This is a genomic window from Acinetobacter sp. 1542444 (genome assembly GCF_000581835.1).
In the GTDB taxonomy this organism is placed as follows: domain Bacteria; phylum Pseudomonadota; class Gammaproteobacteria; order Pseudomonadales; family Moraxellaceae; genus Acinetobacter; species Acinetobacter pittii.
In genome coordinates this window covers 272,093-296,547 of record NZ_JEYA01000003.1, presented here as the reverse complement: position 1 = coordinate 296,547, position 24,455 = coordinate 272,093, and the positions used below count along the sequence as shown (strand labels likewise).

19 protein-coding genes and 1 tRNA gene are annotated in these 24,455 nt (G+C 37.1%); 6 read left to right on the top strand and 14 right to left on the bottom strand.

Going from position 1 to position 24,455, the window contains the following annotated elements; all coding sequences use genetic code 11:
• Nucleotides 1–424: 424 nt before the first annotated feature.
• A complete protein-coding gene (gene basB, locus J580_RS13520; RefSeq protein WP_081403649.1) occupies nt 425–2,455 on the top strand; it encodes an acinetobactin non-ribosomal peptide synthetase subunit BasB in 2,031 nt (676 codons plus the stop codon).
• 70 nt (nt 2,456–2,525) lie between these two features.
• Here the strand turns inward: basB and J580_RS13515 are convergent, their stop codons facing one another.
• Nucleotides 2,526–4,373 (bottom strand): AMP-binding protein, encoded by a 1,848-nt coding sequence (locus J580_RS13515; protein WP_032004515.1) that lies wholly within the window; start codon nt 4,371–4,373, stop codon nt 2,526–2,528.
• A 393-nt stretch (nt 4,374–4,766) separates the two neighbouring features.
• Between J580_RS13515 and J580_RS13510 the strand changes: the two genes are divergently transcribed.
• Nucleotides 4,767–5,627 (top strand): siderophore-interacting protein, encoded by an 861-nt coding sequence (locus J580_RS13510; protein WP_032004513.1) that lies wholly within the window; start codon nt 4,767–4,769, stop codon nt 5,625–5,627.
• Nucleotides 5,628–5,816: 189 nt separating this feature from the next.
• Nucleotides 5,817–6,503 carry a pirin family protein gene (locus J580_RS13505; RefSeq protein WP_005068005.1) on the top strand — a complete coding sequence of 229 codons (687 nt, stop codon included), beginning with the start codon at nt 5,817–5,819 and terminating at the stop codon, nt 6,501–6,503.
• Between the two features lie 35 nt (nt 6,504–6,538).
• Here J580_RS13505 and J580_RS23935 read toward each other — a convergent pair whose 3' ends face one another.
• The 9 genes from J580_RS23935 to efp all read right to left on the bottom strand — a co-directional run bounded on the left by J580_RS23935 (nt 6,539) and on the right by efp (nt 15,164).
• The gene (locus J580_RS23935) at nt 6,539–6,781 is read right to left on the bottom strand and encodes a hypothetical protein (RefSeq protein ID WP_079748461.1); all 243 of its coding nucleotides are present in this window, start codon (nt 6,779–6,781) and stop codon (nt 6,539–6,541) included.
• Nucleotides 6,782–6,886: 105 nt separating this feature from the next.
• Nucleotides 6,887–7,441 (bottom strand): TetR/AcrR family transcriptional regulator, encoded by a 555-nt coding sequence (locus tag J580_RS13500; RefSeq protein WP_032004510.1) that lies wholly within the window; start codon nt 7,439–7,441, stop codon nt 6,887–6,889.
• Nucleotides 7,442–8,299: 858 nt separating this feature from the next.
• Nucleotides 8,300–9,217 (bottom strand): TIR domain-containing protein, encoded by a 918-nt coding sequence (locus tag J580_RS13495; RefSeq protein WP_032004507.1) that lies wholly within the window; start codon nt 9,215–9,217, stop codon nt 8,300–8,302.
• Nucleotides 9,204–9,983 carry an E2 domain-associated cysteine-rich protein gene (locus tag J580_RS13490; RefSeq protein WP_032004506.1) on the bottom strand — a complete coding sequence of 260 codons (780 nt, stop codon included), beginning with the start codon at nt 9,981–9,983 and terminating at the stop codon, nt 9,204–9,206. Before J580_RS13490 ends, J580_RS13495 begins: the two co-directional genes overlap by 14 nt.
• Nucleotides 9,970–11,484, bottom strand: coding sequence for an adenylate/guanylate cyclase domain-containing protein (locus J580_RS13485; RefSeq protein ID WP_032004505.1), 1,515 nt, complete (start codon nt 11,482–11,484; stop codon nt 9,970–9,972). Before J580_RS13485 ends, J580_RS13490 begins: the two co-directional genes overlap by 14 nt.
• Before the next feature lie 300 nt (nt 11,485–11,784).
• Nucleotides 11,785–11,861, bottom strand: a tRNA-Val gene (locus tag J580_RS13480).
• A 167-nt stretch (nt 11,862–12,028) separates the two neighbouring features.
• Complete coding sequence (locus J580_RS13475) at nt 12,029–12,334, bottom strand: YbdD/YjiX family protein (protein ID WP_000980869.1); 306 nt, start codon at nt 12,332–12,334, stop codon at nt 12,029–12,031.
• A complete protein-coding gene (locus J580_RS13470; protein WP_005068001.1) occupies nt 12,334–14,430 on the bottom strand; it encodes a carbon starvation CstA family protein in 2,097 nt (698 codons plus the stop codon). The genes J580_RS13475 and J580_RS13470 overlap by 1 nt, the downstream gene beginning before the upstream one ends.
• Nucleotides 14,431–14,594: 164 nt before the next feature.
• Nucleotides 14,595–15,164: an elongation factor P gene (gene efp / locus J580_RS13465; RefSeq protein WP_002118666.1), complete on the bottom strand. Its 570-nt coding sequence runs from the start codon at nt 15,162–15,164 to the stop codon at nt 14,595–14,597.
• A gap of 73 nt (nt 15,165–15,237) precedes the next feature.
• Here efp and epmB point away from each other — a divergent pair, with 73 nt between their 5' ends.
• The 3 genes from epmB to J580_RS13450 are packed head-to-tail and all read left to right on the top strand — an operon-like array spanning nt 15,238 to nt 20,123.
• Nucleotides 15,238–16,254: an EF-P beta-lysylation protein EpmB gene (gene epmB, locus J580_RS13460; RefSeq protein WP_017387258.1), complete on the top strand. Its 1,017-nt coding sequence runs from the start codon at nt 15,238–15,240 to the stop codon at nt 16,252–16,254.
• A gap of 15 nt (nt 16,255–16,269) precedes the next feature.
• Nucleotides 16,270–18,015, top strand: a complete 1,746-nt coding sequence (locus J580_RS13455; protein ID WP_032004504.1) for a hypothetical protein — start codon at nt 16,270–16,272, stop codon at nt 18,013–18,015.
• A complete protein-coding gene (locus J580_RS13450) occupies nt 18,012–20,123 on the top strand; it encodes an EAL domain-containing protein (RefSeq protein ID WP_081403671.1) in 2,112 nt (703 codons plus the stop codon). The genes J580_RS13455 and J580_RS13450 overlap by 4 nt, the downstream gene beginning before the upstream one ends.
• Before the next feature lie 62 nt (nt 20,124–20,185).
• Here the strand turns inward: J580_RS13450 and rpmE are convergent, their stop codons facing one another.
• From rpmE to J580_RS13430, 4 genes are all read right to left on the bottom strand, one after another.
• On the bottom strand, nt 20,186–20,410 hold the full coding sequence (rpmE, locus tag J580_RS13445) for a 50S ribosomal protein L31 (RefSeq protein ID WP_001200845.1): 225 nt from the start codon (nt 20,408–20,410) through the stop codon (nt 20,186–20,188).
• A 196-nt stretch (nt 20,411–20,606) separates the two neighbouring features.
• Complete coding sequence (locus tag J580_RS13440; RefSeq protein ID WP_080749848.1) at nt 20,607–21,578, bottom strand: bile acid:sodium symporter family protein; 972 nt, start codon at nt 21,576–21,578, stop codon at nt 20,607–20,609.
• A gap of 133 nt (nt 21,579–21,711) precedes the next feature.
• Nucleotides 21,712–22,113: a lactoylglutathione lyase gene (gene gloA, locus J580_RS13435; protein ID WP_005067992.1), complete on the bottom strand. Its 402-nt coding sequence runs from the start codon at nt 22,111–22,113 to the stop codon at nt 21,712–21,714.
• Between the two features lie 2 nt (nt 22,114–22,115).
• Nucleotides 22,116–24,299, bottom strand: a complete 2,184-nt coding sequence (locus J580_RS13430) for an AmpG family muropeptide MFS transporter (protein ID WP_081403648.1) — start codon at nt 24,297–24,299, stop codon at nt 22,116–22,118.
• Nucleotides 24,300–24,455 lie beyond the last annotated feature (156 nt).

Genomic DNA, 24,455 nt, shown 5'->3' with positions numbered 1-24,455 from the left:
TCGTTTTTTTCATCTTTAAATTATTTTTGCCGAACCAATTTCGAATTAAATAAATATTAATCAATTACTTATTATTTATTTTCTATTTTAAAAATTCGTCATTCTCAATTGGCATCATCTTCTTGCAAATAATAATCTTGATGTAAATGAGAATCAATTATAGTATGTTTAAAGGTAAAATGTAACCCTACTGTTACATCAGTACAGTTCATGTGGACATCAACTCATTAGAAAAAGGTCAATTTTTGCAAACAAGCAAATCTATAACATTATGAATTATATGAAATTTAATCTAATGTAAAAAATTTGCGAAATAAAAATTGATGAAAATAGCCATTTGATAAACCAGGATTCATTTATGTTGGAACAATTTTCCAAATCGCCCTCTCTCCTTTCGGTTACTGATTACGAAGAACATATCTGGATGTTGCAATTACAGCAGCCTGAACAAGTTAATCGACGTTTTAATCTGTGGAAAGTTAATCAAGGTTTAGATATTCAACTGCTGATTAAAGCAATTCAAGACATTATTAAAAATACACCTGACTTAAATGTCCGTTATAAATTTAGTGACGAAGGCGATTTATACAAATATCCATTTGATGATCATTCAGCTTGCCTAGAATTAAAAAAGAGCAATACAGAACAAGTATTTGAGCAGGTAGCTACCTTAAAAGCGCAATCATGGAATGCAGAATTTCATCCCCCTTTTTTTACAAGTCTCGTAGAAACTGAACAAGACTATTTTCTTATTTTAGCGCTCCATCCTATTCTTGATGAAAGCTATCAAAAGTCAGATTTCATTCAGGCCATACAAAATCGTTATCAACAATATTCACCCAATAATATGCCATTGGTACTGACGGAAATTGATATCTCACATCATCTAGATACAAGTTTCGCAAAAGCGCCAGAACAACCTAACCAAACTTATGTTTCAGAAATTATTTTAGAAGAGTTCCGAAATACTCTCGCTGAACCCGAAATGAGCCAACATGATGACTTTTTTGATTTTGGCGGCCATTCACTATTAGCAACACGAATTATTGGAAATCTACTTAATAAACATGGAATTGAGATTCAATTTAATGATTTCTTTAAATCTCCATCTGCTGCTGATTTAGCCCAATATGCTTTCGTTAAATCTGCAAAAACTGAAAAATCCACCTTACAAAGTGTCGATAAAGCCCCGCTTACTTTAGCTCAAGATTTCCTGTGGCAAGCTTATTCTGCGTTCGATTTTAGCCCAATTTATAACTTGCCATTTGCCGTAGAATTCCTTGAAGAAATTAATGAAGATATTTTCTTTCAAGCCTTTACAGATATTGTTGAGCGCCATGCAGGTTTACGCACAATTTTTAATAGCGCCAATGGTCAAACCTATCAGCAGGTTGTTCCTACGTCTGAAGTTAAACAATTCAAATGGTTTTGGAACAGTGCCGAAAGTCACGATGCAACGCTTGCAAGTGAAGCTTCATATAAATTTGATTTAACTCGCGAACTTCCCTTAAGAATTCGCTTAATTCGAAATGCTAAAGGTCGCCAAACTCTATCGTTTTTAGTTCACCACATGGTAATTGATGAATGGTCTTTAAATACCATTATGGCTGACCTTGCGCATGCTTATCTTGCTCGCTCAAATGCTCAAGCTCCAAACTGGAAGGCACCTGCCCAATCTATTCTTGATTTTTCTTTACTCCAGCAAAAGCAAGGCATCAACCAAGACCATCTAAATTATTGGACTAACCTGCTAACAGGAGCAACCAAAGGTCTAAGTCTCCCTGTTTCAGAACATGAATTAAATGCTGAAAAGGAAAAACCTCCAGTCCAATGGCTCGAACTTAAATTTGCACCAGAAATGTATGAAAAGCTCCTCGCATTTTCGAGACAACACAGCTCTTCTATTTTCGCAGTTCTCTATACTGCTATCGCCAATGCGTTACAGCAACAAGGCGATTTAAGAGATATTGTGATTGGTACTTCTGCTTCTGGACGAACTGATCCTGAGTTTTTTGATACGGTGGGTTATTTTACGACCATGGTTGCGCATCGCACACAGTTTAGCCCTTCAGATTCATTCCAATCATTGCTCCACAATATCAGCACAATGATTAATACCTCGATGGCCTATGCAGATATTCCAATCAACCATATTCAAAATGCATTAGGAATGAGCGCCGATGAAGGACTGTTATTTGATGTGTTTATTCATATCCATTCAAATAACGCTTTAAACGGCGCGCTCAAAACACCTCAGGGACAAGATCTTCCTTATCGTCAGATCTTGCCAGAACGTGATGAATCGATGTTCGGATTACATTTTGAAATTATGGAAAATGTGATTGATGGACAACATCAGTTAAGCATGATCATTACGTATCAAGCCCACCGCTTCCCGACAGCAACAGTGCAAAGTATCTGTGAAAAAATTAAGGCAACCTTAGCTCAAATCTAGTTGCCCTAAAACCCACCATGTGCTTAAAAGCAAACATCTCGACTCTGCTTTTAAGCACATTTCAATTTTTCTATTTTATTTGCTGCTCTACTTTATTCACCACATCCTGAATTGTTTTGCAGCTAATGAGTGTATAAAAATCAATTTCTGTATTGAGCTTTTGAGAAAGTTTCTGAGCAATACTCATGAGTTGTTTCGGACGAATGCCTATCGCTAATATTTCACTTCTATAAAAAATATCCATTCTTTCAGCTTGGCTGTCAGCGATGCATTCACGGAAAACCGATAAGACCGAATCTCCCACCCCAGCGACTGATGACAGTGTTTTAGTGGAATTTGTAGACAACGTAGAAGATACATAAATTTTCCCCTGAGCGATTTCTTGCACAGCTTTACGATCAATTTTTCCATTTCGGGTCAGAGGTATGGTTTCGACGGCCAAATATTTCGAAGGAATATGTGAACTCGGCAAATGCACTTTTAAAAAGTTCTTTAATTCTGGGCTATTTAAGCGAGTAGTTTTGTATTTATTTTCTAGGCTATAAACGGCGACTAACTCTTGAGTTTCAGTCGTTGGATGTACACAACTTACCACTACACAGTGATGAATATACGGATTCTTCGTTAAAGCATTTTCAACCTCGGCCGCAGAGATTCTCACGCCTTTTATCTTTAAATAACCTTCCTCACGTCCAGCAAAAATAATATTTCCATCTTCCCTAAAATATCCTTGATCACTCATGCGAAAAGCAGTTTGAGTTTCATTTTCACTCACTTGAATTTCAACGAAATCTTTATAATAAATCTCCCCATCAAGTAAATAACCATTTGATAAATTCAGGCCGGTCATATACATCGTACCGACCTCGCCCATTTGGCAAGGTTTTAGATTTTCATCCAAAATATAATAACGGTTATTTTCTAAAGCTTTTCCATACGGAATAATTTCCTGATCTTGCTCATTTATTTCATGCCATATACTCCAAATTGTGGTTTCGGTAGGTCCACCTAATGAAAATAAACGAGCGTTAGGCAATTGTTCTCTTAACTTTGCTATAAGTGAAGGTTTGATATAGTCGCCGCCTTGGGCAATTAAACGCAAAGACTGTAATTGTTCTTTTTGAGCTACACTGAACAGCATATCGACAATAGCAGGCACACTGCTCCAAAGCGTAACCTTGTAGCGATCTACTAAATTGGCCCAGACAACAGCATTTTTACTTTGCTCAAAGGATGGCACCACCAAAGTTGCGCCCACTGCCATTGAAGCAAAAACATCAAATACCGACATATCATGATGAAACGGTGTTACCGCCATAATCACATCATCCGCAGTAATTCGCCATTCCGAGATCGTCTGTTGTAGCGTGTTTTCAGTGGCTTGGTTATTTAAGACCACACATTTCGGAGTTCCTGTACTTCCCGAAGTATATAAATAATATGCTGGAAGTCGGTTAATTTCGGCGTTAAAGCTCGGTTCAAACTCAGTTGTAGCCGATAAAATTTCGTTAATATTTAGGTTTTGAACACCTGCAATGGATGAGTCACTCACCACAACATCTGCCCGACTATTTGTCAATAAATAGTTCAGTCTCGACGGCGGCGAATCCATATCTACAGGTAGCCAAATGATGCCAGTAAGCGCACATGCCAAAGCGGTATAAATATGCTCAGGACTTTTTCTCAAGCAAATTGCAACCACAGACCCTGTCGCCAAATCTTGCTTTTTTAGCGCATACATGACTTTGGCGACCTGAGCCCCTACCTCAGCATAACTAATGCTACGGTCTTCAAAAATAAGTGCTGTTCGATTGGAATTTTGATCAAAAATATTTTCATAAATTCGCTTTAAGAAATTTTCTACGTTGTTATTTTTATCATTCATTTGCCCTAAATTTTGACTCAAATCTTTTAGCATTTATCTTGGTCCTCACCCTATTCTTTATGCAATACCACCCCACCTAATATTCAAAACAAAGTTATAAAAATGTCGTCTTTATCGCTGTTTGTTCGAATAATAGATATCCCAGCACAATAATACAAATGATAATCATTTACAATTAATATTAAGAGAAATATCAATTTTCCCCCTTTAAAAGCCATTTATGAAAAATGATAAATATCAAAACAATAAGATAATTTTTAACCTTAGGTCTAATCCTTTAGAGGTCTATATTTATGATCTAAAAACCACAATTAATAATGATTATTATTTACATTTGGAGCCAACTTGGTTATCGTAATGAATAGAGAGACTACATCTATATCAATTATTACGCTCTATAGTAATCATGAAGCTTGGGTTATATGTATGACAAAAATTGCAGAAAAATCGAAACAAGAATATGGCGACTTACTAAAAGAAAAAGACCATTTACAAGATATGGAACAACTTGAGATGACCATCGTCTCCATCCATACGCCGTATCCGTCCATTGTAAGAATTCAAGGAAAAATCAACACTTTACAGCCAGAGCTTTGGCAAGCTCCCAATTTAGCAATTCGTTTAATTGTGAGCAATCCGCCAGAGGGTCAACCCATCTCACGCGTCTATACGGTCCGTTCTTTCAATCCTGTAAACGCTCAAATCGAAATTGATTTTGTTAAACATGAAGATTTAAGCCCAGCAATGGAATGGCTTAATTCGGCTCAAGTGGGTACAAAAATCGGGCTTATTGGCCCCCGCCCTCATTTCATTCCCAATTTCATACATAAAAAACATGTGGTCATGTTTGCCGACGATACGGCTGTACCTGCGTTATATTCAATATTGAATGAATGGGAAAATGGCGTAAGTGCTGATATTTTTATTGAAAGTTTTGAAAAAGATATTGCTACCCAATTACCCCGTCATGACTACGTCAAAATTCATTCGTTCCATAAAGAACATCACACGCCACAAAAAGGTCTTCTTTTAAAAGCAGCATTTTCGCTAAAAACTTATGAAAATATTACGATTTGGGCGGCATGCGAACGCAAAGAAGCCAGAGCTTTACGCCAGTTTTTTCTAGAAGACAAACAGTTTAATAAAAATGACGTGCGTATTGCTGGCTATTGGAGAGATGGCGTATCAAGTTCAGAACTAGACATACTCCGTGCTCAACATTATCAAAAACATATTCAGCAAGGTAAGACGTTGAATGAATATGATGACCTTGATCTAGCGAATTAAGATCAGCAATCATTTGAATAAAACCTGCTTTGTGCAGGTTTTTTTATGGGTCAACATACATCTATAAATATAAAACTATACGACCATATCAATTATGCAACGACATGTTGCAGTTAACCTATTTTTTAGCCCCACATAGAACATTACTATATTTCTCAAGAGATAAATAAAAATTTGGGAGATTAGATCATGAATGCTTATCTACATCGTAGTGAAGATCGAGGTCATGTAAAAGCAGGCTGGTTAGAGTCTTATCATAGCTTTTCATTTGGTAGTTGGTACGACCCTAAATATATGGGTGTAAGCGCTCTACGTGTAATTAATGACGACCAGATTGATGCGCATAATGGTTTTGGTACGCACTCCCATGACAACATGGAAATCTTAACTTGTGTGCTAGATGGTGCAATTTCACATCGCGACACGATGGGAAATGAAGGCCAGATTAAAGCAGGTGAATGGCAACTTATGAGTGCCGGCACAGGTGTTGCCCACAGTGAAATCAACAACACTGATACGCCTGTACATTTACTACAAATCTGGATTATTCCTGATGAAAGAGATGCAGAGCCAAATTACCAGCAAATTAATCTTGACCCGCGTAAAGATCCAAACAAATGGCATTTAATTGCAGGGCCTGATGCAAATGCACCAATGCATATTCGCCAAAATGCAGAAGTAAAATCTGCCGTATTGGAAAAAGGACATGAGTTAACTGTTGATACGGTTAAAAAAGTGAACTATGTGCACGTGATTTCAGGTGTAGTTCGCATTGGTGATCAAGAAGTTAAAGCAGGCGATGCTTTAGTTTTTGAAGATAAAGCGACAATTCACGCAACTGAAGACAGTCAATTTATCTGGTTCGATTTACCTTAAATCATAAAAAAGCCCTTTGCATAAAAGGGCTTTTTTTAATCTCCCCCACCACCGCCATCACATCCTCCTGAATCTGAAGATGATGATGAACAGTCATTTGAGTAACTAGAGCTATGATGATGACTCGGGCTATTATCGTGAAAATGATGTGTTGAAGCAGATGAATGATCATGCTCACCAGATGGTGAATAATTTTTTAAATTTCTAAGTAGCGCGATTAAACAAATGAGTCCAATACTAGAAAAAATTACTATGAATATAATAATAAATAACTTCAAATAACGACCTCCTAGATCAAGCTATAGAGATGCTTGTTGTGTTCCCATTTATTATATGAGTCATGTTTAATAAACAAGTTGTTTTTTTGATAGATAAAAGTTGCATTAAACCAACCCCGCCAAAAAACAATCCAGCACTTTTTCTTTCTCGATTGCCGCATCCGAGCTTAAAAGCTGAATGATTGCGCCTTCAATCATATATAAAAATAATTTGGCATCCTGAAAAGTCGCATCATTTTTAAGTGTTCTAAGCTGGCTATAAATTTCATTGATGAGCCACGTTCTATACCTCACTGCGGTGATATAGGCTTTTGGATAGGTCAGTTTGGTTTCAAAAATTGCTTTAAATAATAGATAGTAAAGCCCCTCCAAATCGGTGTGTAAGACATAAAGTTTCTTAAGTTTATCCTTCACGTTTGTACTTTGATCGTACTCAACAATTGAGACTACTTTTTCTTTTAAGCGTTCTTTTTGCACGATCAAACAGATTTCAATAAATCGCTCTTTAGAATGAAAGTAGTTATAAAAAGTTGCTTTTGGAGTGTGAGACTCTTTCACGATTCGGTCGATGCCCACTGTGTGAAATCCGTGATGGTGAAACAAATGAATCGATGTATTAATGATTTGGATCGCACGTGTTGAGAGAACTAAATTTCGCATATTTTTACCGTTATAAATTCTTGTTGTTTCTAAACGAGATACTTTTTTGGGAGAAAAAAAGGCATAGCAAAGCCATAAAGACTGTGCTTGGCACATCTCAAGTTTTATAGTTAATGCAAGTTTTTGAGCCGTAATGACTTAAAGCCTGAAAACCCTAAAGGTCATCAAGCTGCTTTAAATTTTTAAGTTGTGTCGTTATAGCTTTTGGCAAAGGCTGCCAAGAAATAATGAATGTGCAAAGCCAACTCCTTTTTATTGGGAGTTCTGCCAGACATTTATAGAATTATGGTGGCAGAACGGAAGAAGGTTGACAGACTAGTATTATCTCAAACTAGCACACCCGAGGGTGTCCCTCTCCCGTCCTACCGCTACGGGAAAGGGACGAGTAGCTACCACACAAGACTATTCCTCAGAAGAAATAACTCTGATGCGGGAGATAATATTCAGCCTGTCAAAGCCGGCTGGCAATGTGGCCAGCAGGCAAAGCATAGTGCTCTGCCCTTTAGCAGTCAAGCACACAAAATGACATTTGCTTTAAATTAGATCATTAAAAAGTAAGGATAAATAATGAGATAGTTATTGTTAAAGAGGAGTTTATAAAGGTGGGGTTTTTGAGGGTATGTGGGATTTATGAATTAGGAATGCATTATTAAATTTATAAGATTATATTTTTCACTATATTTCGAACCTTTTTACACAAACCAATAAAAAAGCCCCAAACCATTATAGTTTAGGACTTTTTCAAGTCATATAAAGTTATTCGAGTTTATGTGACTTTAAACCTTGATAGGTATATCTAATTTAAAATAAGAATACTTATTTATGTTAGATATATAATTATAGAATAAATTTTTATACCTAGATATTTTTCATTACACCTAGTTGGGAAAATTTTGCTTTTAATCCAGTTACCAGAATTCTTGTATCAATTTCACCTAAAGCATTTCTACTATATTTGAGTGGTGTTATACCATTAAAATCTGTTGGTACTTTAACATTGACATTTTTTGGTAAAACATAAAAAGCTCTTTCTTTGCCTAGTCTACCAAGAAACATTCCTAATTCTAATACTACATTATCTCTAGGTGCTTTTAAGGAATCACCTCTACTAATAACATCATCATCATCGCTAAATATCGCTAATGAAAAATCAGATTTTTTAACATGCTCTTCTAAAACATTTAAAACATTAGATCCAGCATCAAATCTATTCGTATCTGACCATAATTGTACTTCTACTTCTACATGTTCCAAATTGCACAATATACTTTCTGCAACAGGTAGGGATTCTACGCTACTAATGATAAACAATTTAGGTATTTTATTGACTTCTCTAACATGTTGATTACGCTGTTTTATTTTAAATGTAATATCACGTAACAATGCAATATACATTTTAGTATGGCTATCTAGAATTTTTTTAAATTCCAAATAATCTATACGTAAAACAGACATATCTGTGTGCGCTTTAATTGTTGCTAATCTAGGAGCACTAGGGTTAAGAATCGTCATTTCCCCCACAGCATCAGTTTCAGACCTTAAATAAGAAAGTTCGTTCCCATTAATTATAATTTGAGCTGAACCAGACAAAATTAAATAAATAAACTGATCAGTAGCACCTTGCTCAATTAGAATTGAACCCTGTTTAAATTCAATAAGTGACCCTATATTAAATAATTCAGCAGCTATAGCATCATCATATTCAACATATTTATGCTTTCTTAATTCTGAAATTGCTAAAACAGAATCTCTAACATAGCGTTCATGAATCGACATTACATCCCCCTAAAAGACAATTTAACTCACAATCTTTCATACTATTACAGCACTCCACCTTTCCTGATGAAATAAAACTGTCCCAAAATTCTCGCTCTGCTTTAGCTCTCAAAAAGTCGTTTATAGCTACTGTATAAATTATTTGGGCGCACTTAGAAGAGCACTTTCCTATACTGCGATGTTTTTTTAAACTGTAAGCATCACAAATACAAGAATATCTTTTATTCAAAACCTTTTCTTTATTGCCAACTAGAATCAAATTTCCCTCAAAGTAAATGTGGTATAAAATTTCTTTTTTAATACCAATTTCTTTTACCTGTAAATTATCAAGTGTTATACCTAATAAGTTCTTTTCAAAAGCTAAATAATGTTCTTCGACCTTACTTTGAAAAATTGCTCCATCACCGTGAGCCCATTGTTTAGTAGGCCATTTTTTACTAATTTCACATTCATGTTGAGCTACTAAAAATTCTTGAACTATGACTATCCACTGCTTTATTGATAATTTTGCAATATCAGAATCTAATCCAAGACAAAAGAAACCACCATAATTTATGTGTCTGGTGGGACAAAAACTTGGAAACCTATTATTAGCAGCTTTTACTTGTAGCTTACCTTCGATCGAATGAACTTCTAACTTTACATTCTGAGAACAACCATCATCTAAATAAAATTTCTGTTCAAAACAAATTACATGTTTATTAATCTGCTCAACAAAAGTTCCTTTCTTATGAAGATAAGCAACTAAATCATCAATTTTTAGCATGTGCTTTTAATTCAGTCTTAACATGAGGGGTAGTCTCATACAGGCTGTGTTTCTTAACTTTTCCTTTATCTTCTGAATCTTGTTCAGCTTTCTTAATAGAAGCAAAAGTTAAATCCTTTGCAATTTGATTTGAAAATAGTGCATCGTATTTCTCACTAAGATGCTTGAAAGCTTCATCCCCGATTTTTGTAGCATTACCCTTACAAACTTTTTGAGCTTCTTCAGATTCAATAGTAGATATACCAATAGCATATCGGGAAGTGTTATCACGCTTTCCAATTCTTGTTAAAGATACATCACCAATCTCATATCCAATTGCTAATCCCAAGTTATTTAGACCATCAATATCGAAAGATTCTTTTAATTTTTCTAGACACATGTTAAAGCTACTTCTAATACCAGCAACAGCCTCAGTAGCAACATCCACTGATTTATTAGAATCCGTGTCTTTATGTGAACCTTCGCAAATTAAACCATGTAAACAATCTCCAATAAAACGTACACGGCGACCTTTATAGTCACGACTTAATGAATCATCCATTTCTGATCTTAAAACGTGCAGTGCTCTTACAATATTCGCTTTACTTTCATTCGAATCCATATTGGTACTTACGAAATTTGTAAATCCATCTATATCTGCATAAATAGAAACAATTTGCTGATGTTTTGCTGATTTATAATACAAATCATCAAACTCTAGATCTTTAAGAGGTGGTGTAGTTCTACTAAAACTGAAATCACTTAATTTTTTGTCATGGTTTTCAAGTTCTTTCATGACGTCATCAGAAGTTAAGTCTAAATCTGCGGCATCTTTACATGTTTGTATTTCATCAGATTTTAATTTTACTTTTTTAGAATCAGCAGCCTCAGTGAGCCCAATGATATCTCTTGCATTATTAGTAAGATAAATACCTATTTTTTCACCACAGGCATGTTTTGCTGCATGATTTGCAGGATCTCCTAGAAATAAAGGCTCTTTATTACTTTTACGACCATTATTAACGGCTAAAGATATCCCTGAATCTATACCAATACGAATTTCTGCAGGTTCGATGGCTTCATCACCATTAATTTCTCGCTTTTGATTAACTGATTCAATAATTAAATCCGCTATAGCTATAGCCTTTTCAACCCGAGCCCTCTCCGATTCCACACCATAAGGCTTAGCAATAACTGCATGCAATCTTTGATTATGAAAATCTACAAATAAACTATCTGTCCGATCTAATATAAATTTGATAGCTCGAACATGTGAATCAAAAAAACGTATTGCCCGTTTATGTGTTGTAGATGACTCAGTACCATTTACAGTAGTTAATAACCCCTGTAAATTGAGAATATCCACATACATATGTACTGCATTCATTTCATAAGCTTCGTTGACTTTTATCTTTGATAAGCTTTTTTCTTTGGTATAAACCTTAATTGTAACCTCTTCTACAGCAGCACTTAGGCTATCAATGTGATCTTCAGCACGTGTTTTATCCCATTTGTAATACATGGTAATTATTCTCAAGGTTTATGTTATTAATTGTTATAAGGGTAACTTATTTTTTTTCAAGTTAAAAACATTTAATTTTAGTTATTTACAAATAAAAAAACAAAGTAATCTATTTTAATGAAAAAAAATTATCCTACTTTTAAATCAGTTTGCTGGAGTGTTATTTAATAGTTGATTAATCAATTAATGAAAACACAAATGCCATATCTATTACATAAGATTATAAAAAAGCCCTAAACCATGATAGTTTAGGGCTTTTTCAATCATATAAGCTATTCGAGTTTATATGACTTTAAATCTTGGTAGGTATATCCAGACTCGAACTGGAGACCTCTACGATGTCAACGTAGCGCTCTAACCAACTGAGCTATACACCTAGAATGGAAAGCATAATATTCATTTTTCAAAAGCAAAACAAGTGATTTGCCATCGAAAAAAATACAAATGAGCAGACTTTAAGCAAACTCTTTTTCATTTTCCAAAAAAGAAAAACGGTACATGGTTTAACCACATACCGTTTCTTTAGCTGAATATTAATCTCAACTTAACAAGGGCATTTCTTTAAATTACCACCTGCAGATGGATATCTCGAATCAACACAATGACGGTAGAAAGTCGTCGCATCCATTGGGGTTAAATCAGGATGATGAGCTTTCATGTGCTCCAGATAAGTTTGGTAGTCTGGAACCCCAACCATCAGTCGAAAGCTTTGCTGCAAACGCTGCCACAAGGTTGCAATGCGCGACCAGTTCTTTGGAGAAAGTAATAGCTCTTTTTGCGAGAGCACTGTCATTTTGATGATTTTCGCAATAATGACAGTTCCATTTTTTGCAAATTTAAAATTCATCATTACTCTCCTCGTGGGGTTACCACTTTCGGATCAGCATATACAGCTGGTGCTTCATGAGCAGTTGGTGTTGGGCTTGCTAACGCACGGCGCACAATACCAATTGCAGCAATCACCATCACAATCGCAACGATCATGAAGAAGCCACAAAGTGCAGCGTTGATTTGATTCGACATCACAATCGTCTGCATTTCTTCAAGTGTTTTTGCTGGTTTAAGAATTTCACCACGCGCAATCGCATCTGAAAATCTATTCGCTTGTGCCAAGAAACCAATCTTTGGATTTTCGTGGAAAATCTTTTGCCAGCCCGCAGTCATACAGGTAATGAACAAGAAAATTGTTGGGAAAATCGTTACCCATACATATTTTTCTTTTTTCATTTTAAACAGAATAACTGTACCCAAAATGAGTGCCATTGAAGCCAACATCTGGTTACCCACACCAAATAAAGGCCAGAGTGAATTGACACCACCTAATGGATCAATCACACCTTGATAGACGAAGAAGCCCCATCCACCTACCGCAACAGCAGTACCTAGCAAATTACCAAAGAATGAGCTTGAAGATTTAACCGCAGGAATAACAATACCCACAGTGTCTTGCACCATGAAACGACAAGCACGAGTACCCGCATCGACAGCAGTTAAAATGAATAATGCTTCGAATAAAATCGCAAAGTGGTACCAGAACGCCATCATTTGGCGGCTGTTAAAAATTTCCGAAATGATATGTGCCATACCAATCGCAAAGGTAGGCGCACCACCTGTACGTGAAAGAATCGAGCTTTCACCTACTTCTTGAGCCAACACGGTTAGCATTTCAGGCGTAACTACAAAGCCTAAATTACGCACAGCTTCTGCCGCAGATTCTACAGTTGTACCGAGTACAGCCGCAGGCGCATTAATTGCAAAGTACACACCCGGGTCTAAGACAGTTGCACAGATCATCGCCATAATACCGACGAAAGATTCCATGAGCATGCCGCCATAACCAATCACACGAATGTCAGCTTCGTTATCAACAAGTTTTGGTGTGGTACCACTTGATACAAGCGCATGGAAACCAGAAATGGCACCACAGGCAATAGTAATAAATAGGAATGGAAATAAGCTACCAGAGAATACAGGACCAGTACCGTCAATAAAATGAGTCACTGCTGGCATTTTCAATTCAGGTAATGCAATCACAATACCAACGGCCAAGCCGAGAATGACACCAATTTTAAGGAAGGTTGATAGATAATCACGTGGTGCTAACAATAACCAGACTGGTAAAACTGATGCGATAAATCCATAAATGATTAAGCACCATGTCAGCTGTGTTCCTGTTAAAGTGAAAAATTCACCCCAGTAGGGATCTGCTGCAACCTGTCCACCATAAACAATGGCAAGCATCATTAAAACGAAGCCGATAATAGAAACTTCGGCAATACGTCCCGGGCGAATAAAACGCATGTAAACGCCCATAAACAATGCAATTGGAATCGTCGCTGCAATACTGAAAACACCCCAAGGACTATGTGCAAGTGCTTTCACCACAACTAATGCCAGTACCGCAAGGATAATAATCATTACCCCAAGCGCACCAAGCATGACCACAATACCGGCAAAAGAACCGAGTTCTTGTTTTGCCATTTCACCAAGTGAGCGACCGTCTCGACGTGTTGAAATAAATAAAACTAAAAAGTCTTGTACCGCACCCGCCAGAACCACACCGACCAATAACCAGATCGTTCCTGGTAAAAAGCCCATTTGTGCAGCCAAAATTGGTCCGACTAATGGCCCCGCTCCTGCAATTGCAGCAAAGTGGTGACCGAAAAGCACATATTTATTGGTGGGAACATAATCCAGACCATCGGCTAAACGATGTGCTGGGGTTAAACGTCTTGGGTTTAATTCAAATACTTTAGTTGCAATAAATAGACTATAAAATCGATATGCGATGCTATATACACATGCTGCAGCAAGTACAAGCCAAACCGCATTGACATGTTCACCACGACTGAGTGCCAGCATCCCAAAAGAAATTGCACCTATTATTGCCACTAGGCTCCAGACCAGCTTGGAGGGAAGCGTAGATTTCGCTTGCATTGTGTCCATTCTTAACCTCTCAATAAATAACTACAGCATTTTTATATTGTTATGTACTGTTTCTCTTAATCCCTGTGACTCTACTCCTCCTTTTTCTTTTTTCCTCTTATACTTTCGCATAAAAAAAGGGATGATTTACATCATCCCTTCGATAATAGTGTATTTTTTAACTATTATGCACGCTCTAAATAATCGCCAGTACGAGTATCTACACGAACGCTTTCTTCTTGCTGAACAAATAACGGAACACGAACAACTGCACCTGTTTCAAGTTTAGCTGGTTTACCGCCACCGCCAGATGTATCACCACGTACACCCGGATCAGTTTCAACAATTTTCAATACAACGAAGTTCGGTGGGCTTACTGTTAAAGGTACGCCGTTGAACAACATAATTGTACATTTTTCATTTGAATCGTCTTTTAACCATTTGGCAGCATCGCCCATAGCAATTTTGTCTGCCGCGATTTGCTCAAAAGATACAGGATCCATGAAGTTCCACATTTCACCATCGTTGTATAGGTATTCCATTTCAACTTCAACGATGTCAGCTGCTTCTAAAGAGTCACCTGATTTGAAAGTTTTTTCTAATACTTTACCGGTTTTAAGGTTACGTAATTTTACACGGTTGAACGCTTGACCTTTACCTGGTTTTACATATTCGTTTTCCATGATTGAACATGGGTTACCATCAAGCATAACCTTAAGGCCTGCTTTGAAATCATTTGTAGAATAATAGGCCATGAAAGGCACACTCCAAACTTAACAAGTCAACTATGCGATATAATGCGTTGTTGCATTATCTTAATCGTGTCAAATGATAAACTATTTATACCAAGAGCAAAACTGGCAATCTCAACTGAGTGACCTTATTACTGATCCTTCGGAATTGCTAAGCCTACTCGAGTTATCCTCAGAACAGCTATTATCGGGTGCGATTCTGGCTTCTGAAAAGTTTAAATTGCGTGTTCCTCGTGCGTTCGTCGGAAAAATGAACGCTAAAAACCCGCTTGACCCGCTTTTGCTACAAGTATTACCTCATCATTTAGAACTCGAAGAACATCCTGAGTTTGTGACTGACCCATTAGGCGAAGAAGCAGCAAATCAATTACCGGGTGTATTACATAAATATAAATCGCGTTTTTTATTAACCTTGACTGGTGCTTGCGCCGTACATTGCCGTTATTGCTTCCGTCGTCATTTCCCCTATCAAGAAAATTTGCCAAAAAATGAAGATTGGCTAAATATTAAAAACTATATTGAAGCAAACCCGAACATTAACGAGATCATTTTAAGTGGTGGTGACCCGCTTACGCTTTCTAACCGTAAATTAGCACTTTGGTTAGAACGCCTATCATCTCTCAAACAAATCCAGATTCTGAGAATTCACTCACGGGTCCCAATTGTTATTCCTAACCGGATCGACGAACAGCTAATTTCTTTATTAAAAAACAGTAGGCTGCGTATAGTTCTGGTGGTACACTCAAACCATGCTTCTGAACTCGATGACTTTACTTGTTCAAAATTGTTGCAGTTATCCGACCATCACATTACTGTACTAAATCAGGCAGTATTGCTGAAAGGTGTCAATGACTCTGCACAGACGTTAATTGATTTAAGTTATCGTTTATTTGAAGCTCGCGTTATGCCTTATTACTTACATGTTTTAGATAAAGTAAAAGGTGCACAACATTTTGATTTAGAATCATCCGAGATAGATGATATCTATCGTGACGTGTTAGCGAACCTACCGGGGTATTTGGTTCCTAAACTCGTCAGGGAAATTGCGGGCGAAAAGAATAAAACACCGCTTTTTGGGGCTACAACTTTTTGAGTTATATAATAAGTGATGATGAATAATGCGCTGTCGGACATTTTTCACAATCAAACCGAACTCACTCGTGAACGGTTAAGCTTTTGTGAAGCCAATATTAAAGATCTTAATGAATGGGTCACTACCCTTTCTATTATGCAACTCGGCGATACGTCAAAAGCATTATTCACAGCCATTTTAGAGCTCAATGAATTAAAATGTAGTGAAACCTTACGTTTCGATCTCATACAAACGCTTCATCCGACCATTAACAATGTACTCGCCAGCCTAGAGAAAAACTTCTTTAACCAAGGTGTGATTAGTACAGATCGTAATGAGCACATTATTGAATTAGCAATGTTGCTCCGCTGCTATTTCGCCAGTATTTATTTAAATATTGCGCAAAATAGTCATGAGCAGCTACAGCATCAAAAGTTTTCAATCTTTGCCTACAAGCAAAAAAAGAATTTGCAAACGGCGCGTACTTTATCGACGTTTCATGCACTTCAACAATTAACGAGTCTCCTTTATCAGCAGCACATGCTTTATAGCGAGCCTCTTAAAGGTCAATGGTTAATAGCGCATCAGCTCTATGAAACCGCAGTTCAGCACAAATATCATCTCATCAATATCAATCATATTCAGGGCATACAGCACCCTTTAGCGAATATTACACAAGCTTATGCCCAGTTGATTTTGCTGGATATTTTAAATACGAACCAGATTCGTCAGTCAGAAATTCAGGCATTATTTCAATGTAGTTTTGACTGGGCAAGAATGATTCATATTTTGCCGAAAGATACTGCTTTAACGAAATATGTGGTTGACCCAAATAAGGACCATCCGCCTGTTTATAATACAAAGCGTAGCTCTAACTTTAACCCTAGCATCTTCATCGGTACGCAAGCTTTACTTGAGCATGTCACTGCAACCATGCATAAAAATGCTCAATATATTTCTAAAAATGAAAAGTTTTATTTAAGCCCAGCTTTAAAGTTTCATGTTCAAACGATTTTAGGAACCACGGCTCAACGTCGTCATGAACGTTATGAGTACAATGCAGAGCTCCAAATTTGTTTTGGTTTAAGCACTGCCCATTTCTATCTATCAAAAGCAAAAAACTTTGAAGAAACGCTACAGCTTAACCATAACTATAACTTACAAAGCGAAGCTAAAGTTTTATCCAACTTAGAGAAAAAAGAACAACAAACCAGCTCTTATCAACGCTTAAGTCGTGAAAGTAAAACCATTTATCAAACCACCGTTCTCGATATTAGTGTTAATGGATATCGTATTAAATGGTCTGGCGAAGCACCAAAGAACTTAAGAACTGGTGAATACATTTTAGTTAAAGAAACTTTGCATGGACAATGGCGTGGCGGTGTAATTCGCTGGATTAAACAATCGACCGAAAAATCCCTAGAGTTAGGTTTAGAGATTTTGTCACAAGCCATGTTCCCTTGTTCAGTGCATATTCAAGCTGAGCGCCATACTCGCAATTATCATCCCGCACTATTACTACAAACACAAAATCTAGAAGAAATACAAAATACGCTTATTTTACCGGGCTCTCAAATTTTTAGAGAGCAACAAACAATTCATTTACGATTGGGGACAGAAGAAATCAAAGTGTATCTACTCAAAGCACAACTCATTACGCAAAGTTTTATTCAATTTCATTTCGAACTTTTGAATGAGCAGCAACAAGGTCTGCTTGATCAGTTCATGATGAAAAAGGGTAATAACTCTAGCACTCAAGATTTATGGGAAGCACTAAAGTGAGAAACTCTTTATTATCTAAAAAGTTAAAACGTACTGAAACACGTTTACTCATTATTGATGACAACCAGCTACGTTATAACCAGATTTTAAATTTATTATTGGGGAATGATTATCAAGTTCAGGCATTATTACTTGATGATTTAAAAAGTTTTGAAAAACAGTTAAATACGCCGTGGGATGCTATTATTTTTGGTCGTGCTTATGACCTAAAAATTGAACAAACTCTCTCCCTCATTCAAGCATCTGAGCAGCCAAATTTACCTGTTTTATTATTACAACCTGAAGATTATCAGCCTCAGCAATATCAGACTTATATTCAAAAAGGTATTTATGATGTGGTTCCATTAGAACCATTAGATTATTTTTATATCACTCTTATTCGGACCTTGTCATATAGCCACTTATTGCAGACTGAACAACGCCTGACCAATGAGTTAGAAACAATTCACTCCCATACACAAACATTGGTCAATAACAGCCATAAAGCAGTTGCCCTTTTTCAAGAAGGCATGCATGTTAAGGCAAACACAGAATACCTCAACCTTTTTGGGTTTAAGCAAGAAGACGAGATTATTGGCCTGCCAATCTTAGATGTTTTACAACCTGATGATTTAAATGTTTTTAAACAAAGATTTAAAAAAATTTCATTAGGCCAATTTGATCAGGCCCGTTTTGAAATTCAGAGTCAACATGCAGCAATCGCAGGTAACAATGCTCTAAAACTAGAGTTTATTCCTAGTCAGGAAGAAGATGCCGTACAGCTAACCATTGACTACCAACTGGATTTAAAAACACCTGCAAATACACTTTTTGCAGAAAAGAGTTATGGTGTACAAACGCCTTGGCAACAAATTAATCGGCAACTATCGACCTACCCTGCTCAAGCCAATGCTTTAATTTTATTTAAATTAAATCAGTGCCCAGAGCGAGTATTTCAACAAGATTGGCAAACTCCTGCACAATATTTCAATCAGCTGCACAGTTTCTTAAAAGAACACGCGCAAATGCCGATTTTTAATATTGAACTTGGCGCATATGTTGGCGTTTTACAAGCTGAAAACAGCACAGTCCTTAACTCCCAACTGACTAGTCTGCAAAGTTTGCAAAAAGAGCATTTATTAAAGATTAATGAGCTTAACTACTCGATCCAATTTAAGCTGAGCTATGCCCCAATTACTGAACCTTTAAATGAAGATAGCTTTTCAAGCTTACTTGCTCAAACAAGTCAGCAAGAGTTACCTAAGGCGCAGGCAGAAATTGAGTTGGCACCAACCATCGATATTATCGCTCCCGAGCCTGTCAAATCTTCTATATCGCTTGATCTAAGCCTTGAGCAAGTCGATGCTCCTTTGCAATCTTCGTTATTGCAGCAATTAAAGCAGCAGCTAGCTCGAAGTGAAATTCATTTAAAATATCAGCAAATCTACGATAAACACGATCAAGAAACCCATAACTATGAGGTGACTAGCGGTTTTATTAGCGATGATCAATGGTATGACATAAATGACTTGGCTGAATTAAGAGAAGACAGTGAACTTTCTATTCAATTAGATCGCTGGATTTTGGTTGAGGCATGTAAGCAACTACATAACTTTATTACTCAGTACCCGAAAGCTAAACTGATTATTAACCTGAATATTGACATCTTGCTCAAAGATAAATCTTTCCCTGAACTCATTTCGAAATTACTCACTATTATTGGTAGTAAGCTTGAAAGCCCACTGGTTTTACAATTTTCAGAACAAGCAATTCAGCCTCATCTTGCAATTGCTCAGCAACACATAGCTCGCCTGCGTCAACACGGCGCAGAAATTTCGATTCGGGATTTCAGCTCTTCTATGTATAGCGAATCAATATTGCAACAACTAGACGTTCAATATTTAAAACTGCAATCGAAGAAAACTGAGCTATTAAACTCAGATGATGGTCTAACACGCTTACAAGAAAAGGTTTTGAACTATTTGACTGTAAAACCTGTAGGGATTTTACTGAGTGATCTAGATGATATGAACTTATTTGCCAACGCATGGAATGTGGAAACGCGTTTCTTGCAAGGTCGCTATTTCCAGAAAAAACTTGATCGATTAACAGACGTACAAGACCAATAATGGTCTTGTACTGAAAAACAAAAAACGGGCATAAAGCCCGTTTTTTGTTTCGTATTGCAGTATTAACGCTTGATAGAGCGAGACATACCAGCAAAACGTTGTTTGAATTTGTCGATACGACCACCAGTGTCTACATTCTTTTGCTTACCAGTGTAGAATGGGTGGCAAGCTGAACATACGTCAAGGTAGATAGTTTCTTTACCTAAAGCAGAACGAGTTTCGATTACGTTACCGCAAGAACAAGTTGCAACTAATTTTTCATATTTTGGGTGAATATCGGCGCGCATCGTCGATTACTCCTAATTGGAAGAAAGGCTTAAGCTGTCATCGCAATTGATCACTCTCAACTAAGTTGAGGACAGGCTCAAAATGAGCAGATCAACACCACAACAGACCATTCTTTTGGCCCACCGAAACCTCTAGGGTTAGAGCTAAGCACAACAAGTGGGCAACATTATACGTTAAATAATTTTCTTTTGCGAATTAATCTTTCGATTTAGCCCAGTAATTTGCAATCACGCCACACACCATTAATTGGATTTGGTGAAAGATCATAATAGGCAAAACGATCATGCCTAATGGTTGGCCAATAAATAAGATTTGCGCCATCGGAACACCACTTGCCAAGGTCTTTTTAGAGCTACAAAAGAAAACCGTAACTTGATCTGCTCGGTTAAAACCTAAAGCACGTGGTAGGTAAAGTGCTAATAGCATAATGACTGTTAAGAGCACTGAACACGCAATTGTTAGAATGAGTAAAGTTTTCCAACTTACTTGATGCCAAAGCCCTGCCACTACTGCTCCACTAAATGCGCCATACACCACCATCAAAATCGAGCCTTGATCGAATGCTTTAACAATACTCGGAACTTTTGCCATATAAGGGAAAATATAAGGACGTAATAATTGACCTAAAATAAATGGCACTAACAGTAATAATGTAATTTGTATAATTGAAGTCGTCGGGTCAAATCCATGTTGGCTTTGGCCTAAAATAAAGAAGCTCACCAATACTGGCGTAATAAACATACCAATCAAGTTTGAAAAAGATGCACTGCACACCGCTCCCGCCACGTTCCCTTTTGCAACCGACGTAAATGCAATAGAGGATTGAACTGTAGAGGGTAAAAAGCACATAAATAAAAAACCCCAGTAGAGCTGTTGACCTAACAGAGGTAATAAAATTGGCTTAGCCAACAGACCAATCACAGGGAAAATAAGGAAAGTAAATGCAAAGACAAGTACATGCATTTTCCAATGCAAAATACCTTCAATTACAGCCTCACGTGATAGTTTCGCACCATGCAAAAAGAATAAGATTGCAATTGCGACTGTGGTCAGTGTATTGAAATATTGCGCTGCTTGACCACTGACTGGAAAGAATGTTGCGAGTAGTACCATTCCAACCAATAAAATTGTAAATCGATCAAGCGCCAATAACTTCAGCATAGCCATATCCTATGATTATTTTAGATAAATAAAAAACCCAGTTGATAAATTGACCATTTGGTCAAGCCTTCATCATACTGGGCTAAAAAAATAAAGCTAGACTTTTAAGAACTAATTCTTAAAGCATCACAGTCAATTTTTAGTTATTTGTCGCATTAGCATCTTGTTGAATCAATTCGACTTTATAGCCGTCTGGATCTTCAACAAATGCGATAACAGTAACACCACCTTTCATTGGCCCCGCTTCACGCACAACTTTGCCACCACGTGCTTTAATTTCTTCACACGCTTTGTAGGCATCATCAACACCAATGGCAATGTGACCGTAGGCATTGCCTAAATCATAACTTGATGTATCCCAGTTATGGGTAAGCTCAAGCACGGTATTGGTTTCTTCATCGCCGTAACCAACAAATGCTAGTGTAAAGCGCCCTTCTTCATAATCACGCTTACGAAGTAACTTCATCCCTAATACTTCGGTATAGAACTTTAAAGATTGTTCTAAATTGCCTACTCGCAACATTGTATGAAGCATTCGCATGTTTATTCACCTGCCTTTTCTGATTCATGTGTTTGATGATCTTTTAGCAGTTTTCCAACCCAAACCACTAAGATCAAGATTGGAATACCAATAAGAGTTGTCATCAAAAAGAACTTTGGGTAACCAATATTACTGACTATGGTACCTGAATATCCACCCAAAAGTTTTGGAGTAAGTGTCATAAGTGAACTAAAGATTGCATATTGAACAGCTGTAAATGAGACACTCGTTAAACTTGAAAGGAATGCAATAAATGCCGCACCAGCCAAACCAGAAGCTAAATTATCGACAATAATGGCAAAATAAAGCCATAAAGAACTATATGGTTTAATGACCTTACCGCTGACTTCCACTGGTTGACCAGAAAGCGGATCAATATAAGCTACCGGTTCAATATTCACATCAAGTTCACTTGCCGCTTTTTGATTTGAGCTAACAGCATATGGATGAGATGCAGAAAGTATTTTTTGTTCGCCATCCATTATAGCTACGTTAAGCTCTTTACTTGTCGATGCCACTAGTTTTTTCGCATCAATAGCAGCACTGAAAACACCTTTTTGATCAGTCATTTTTGCATCAAAATTTTGCCCATCAAGGCTAATGATAATTTTTTGCGTAGGAGTTAATGCTTGTCCAAAGTATTGCCCTCGAACCACAACACTTCCCTCACCATCTTTAAGTGAGACCTGATCATTGCCCATAACAGGTAAAATTTGTAGAGGTGATTTAGCTGAATCAGTTGTCAGTAATGGCTGAGTACGTGTAACAGGCGCTACATCATTTGAAGCATAAGCAGCTTTTACTTCAATTTGTTTTGTTCCGCTAAAAGCAGAACTTGGTACTTCTAATTTCCACAACCCGACTTCGTCTGGCTTGACTTGATAGCTATGTTCACCAACTTTTACATCTACCATATCTAATGGCTGACCAGATTTTACTAGTCCAATAAAAATTAAATTGGTAGAGCTAGCCAAAACAGCACCGACAAACATCAGTTTCATAATGTTGATGCGCTGTGCTAAAAGACCACCTAAGAAACCGCCGACTAAACTAAATAGTACTCCATAGATTTTAACTGCTTCTGCAATTTGCTCTTTACTGAAGTTAAGATCTTGGTAGAACACATTAGAAATAACACCAGCAATAATGTCTGAAATACGGAAGAAACCAATAAGTAGCAACAACACTAATGCAAGTTTGACACCATAGCGTTTAAAGAAATCTAGAATTGGTGCAATCCATGTCTCTTTAGCCATTTGCTGGTTAACTACACCAATTTTAACGAGTAGATAACCTACAAAAATCGCAGCAGCAGTTGCAGTTAAAAATCTTAAAGCTTCTAAACCAAATAACGCAGCACTGTCTTTAATATTGCCAGCTTGTGAAATGGCCTCGGTGACCTGTCCCGAATAAATATACGTGACGACGAATGAAATAACGGCAATAAAAAATACGAGAACCAAACGGTAGTAATCACTACTCTTATAATTTTTATAAACTCGATTTACAACAGGCTCACGCACAAGTAGGGTCGTGATAATACCCACTAACATAACGCCTGCCATGGTTAAATAAGTCGTTTTCCAAGCTTCGTAAATGTAATTACCTTTAGCAGTTCCCAAGTGGGCAGCTAGAAATAATGCCCCCGCTCCAGCCACAATCATGCCAATTCGGTAACCCGCATTATAGGTAGAGGCCAAAACCGTTTGCATTTCTGTTTCTGCTAATTCAATACGGTAAGCATCAATCACAATATCTTGGGTTGCTGCCGAGAAGCCGAGTAACACAGCACCTACCGCCATTTGGATAAGATAACTTTGACCTAGAGAAGGATCAGAGAAAGCCATAATACAAATAGCAAGAACGATCAAACACTGTGCAATTAACAACCAAGCTCGTCTTCGACCTAATGTTTTAGTTAAGACAGGCACAGGTAACTCATCAATAAGAGGAGCCCAAACGAACTTAAAAGAGTAACCTAGGGCAGCCCAACTAAAAAAAGTGACTGCACTTTTATCAATGCCCGCCTCTCCAAGCCATAAAGAGAGACTAGAGAAAATTAATAAAATCGGAATTCCGGCAGAAAAACCTAGAAACAGCATAATTAATGCACGGCGATCTAAAAATGCTTTAAAAGCCGAGACCCAACCCGAAGCTTGTGTGGTCATTCGTTTTTTATTTTCCATAAATTATAAATGTGCCTATTCAAACCCTTCTTACAATTGCTTTCAAGATTCTTTATGCAATCAATTTTGTTTTGGCGATAAAAACGGCAAGTTTGCTTGATATTTTATGCTAAACCTGTATACCTTTAAGCTTCAACCTTCGTTTTCTTTTGCTGG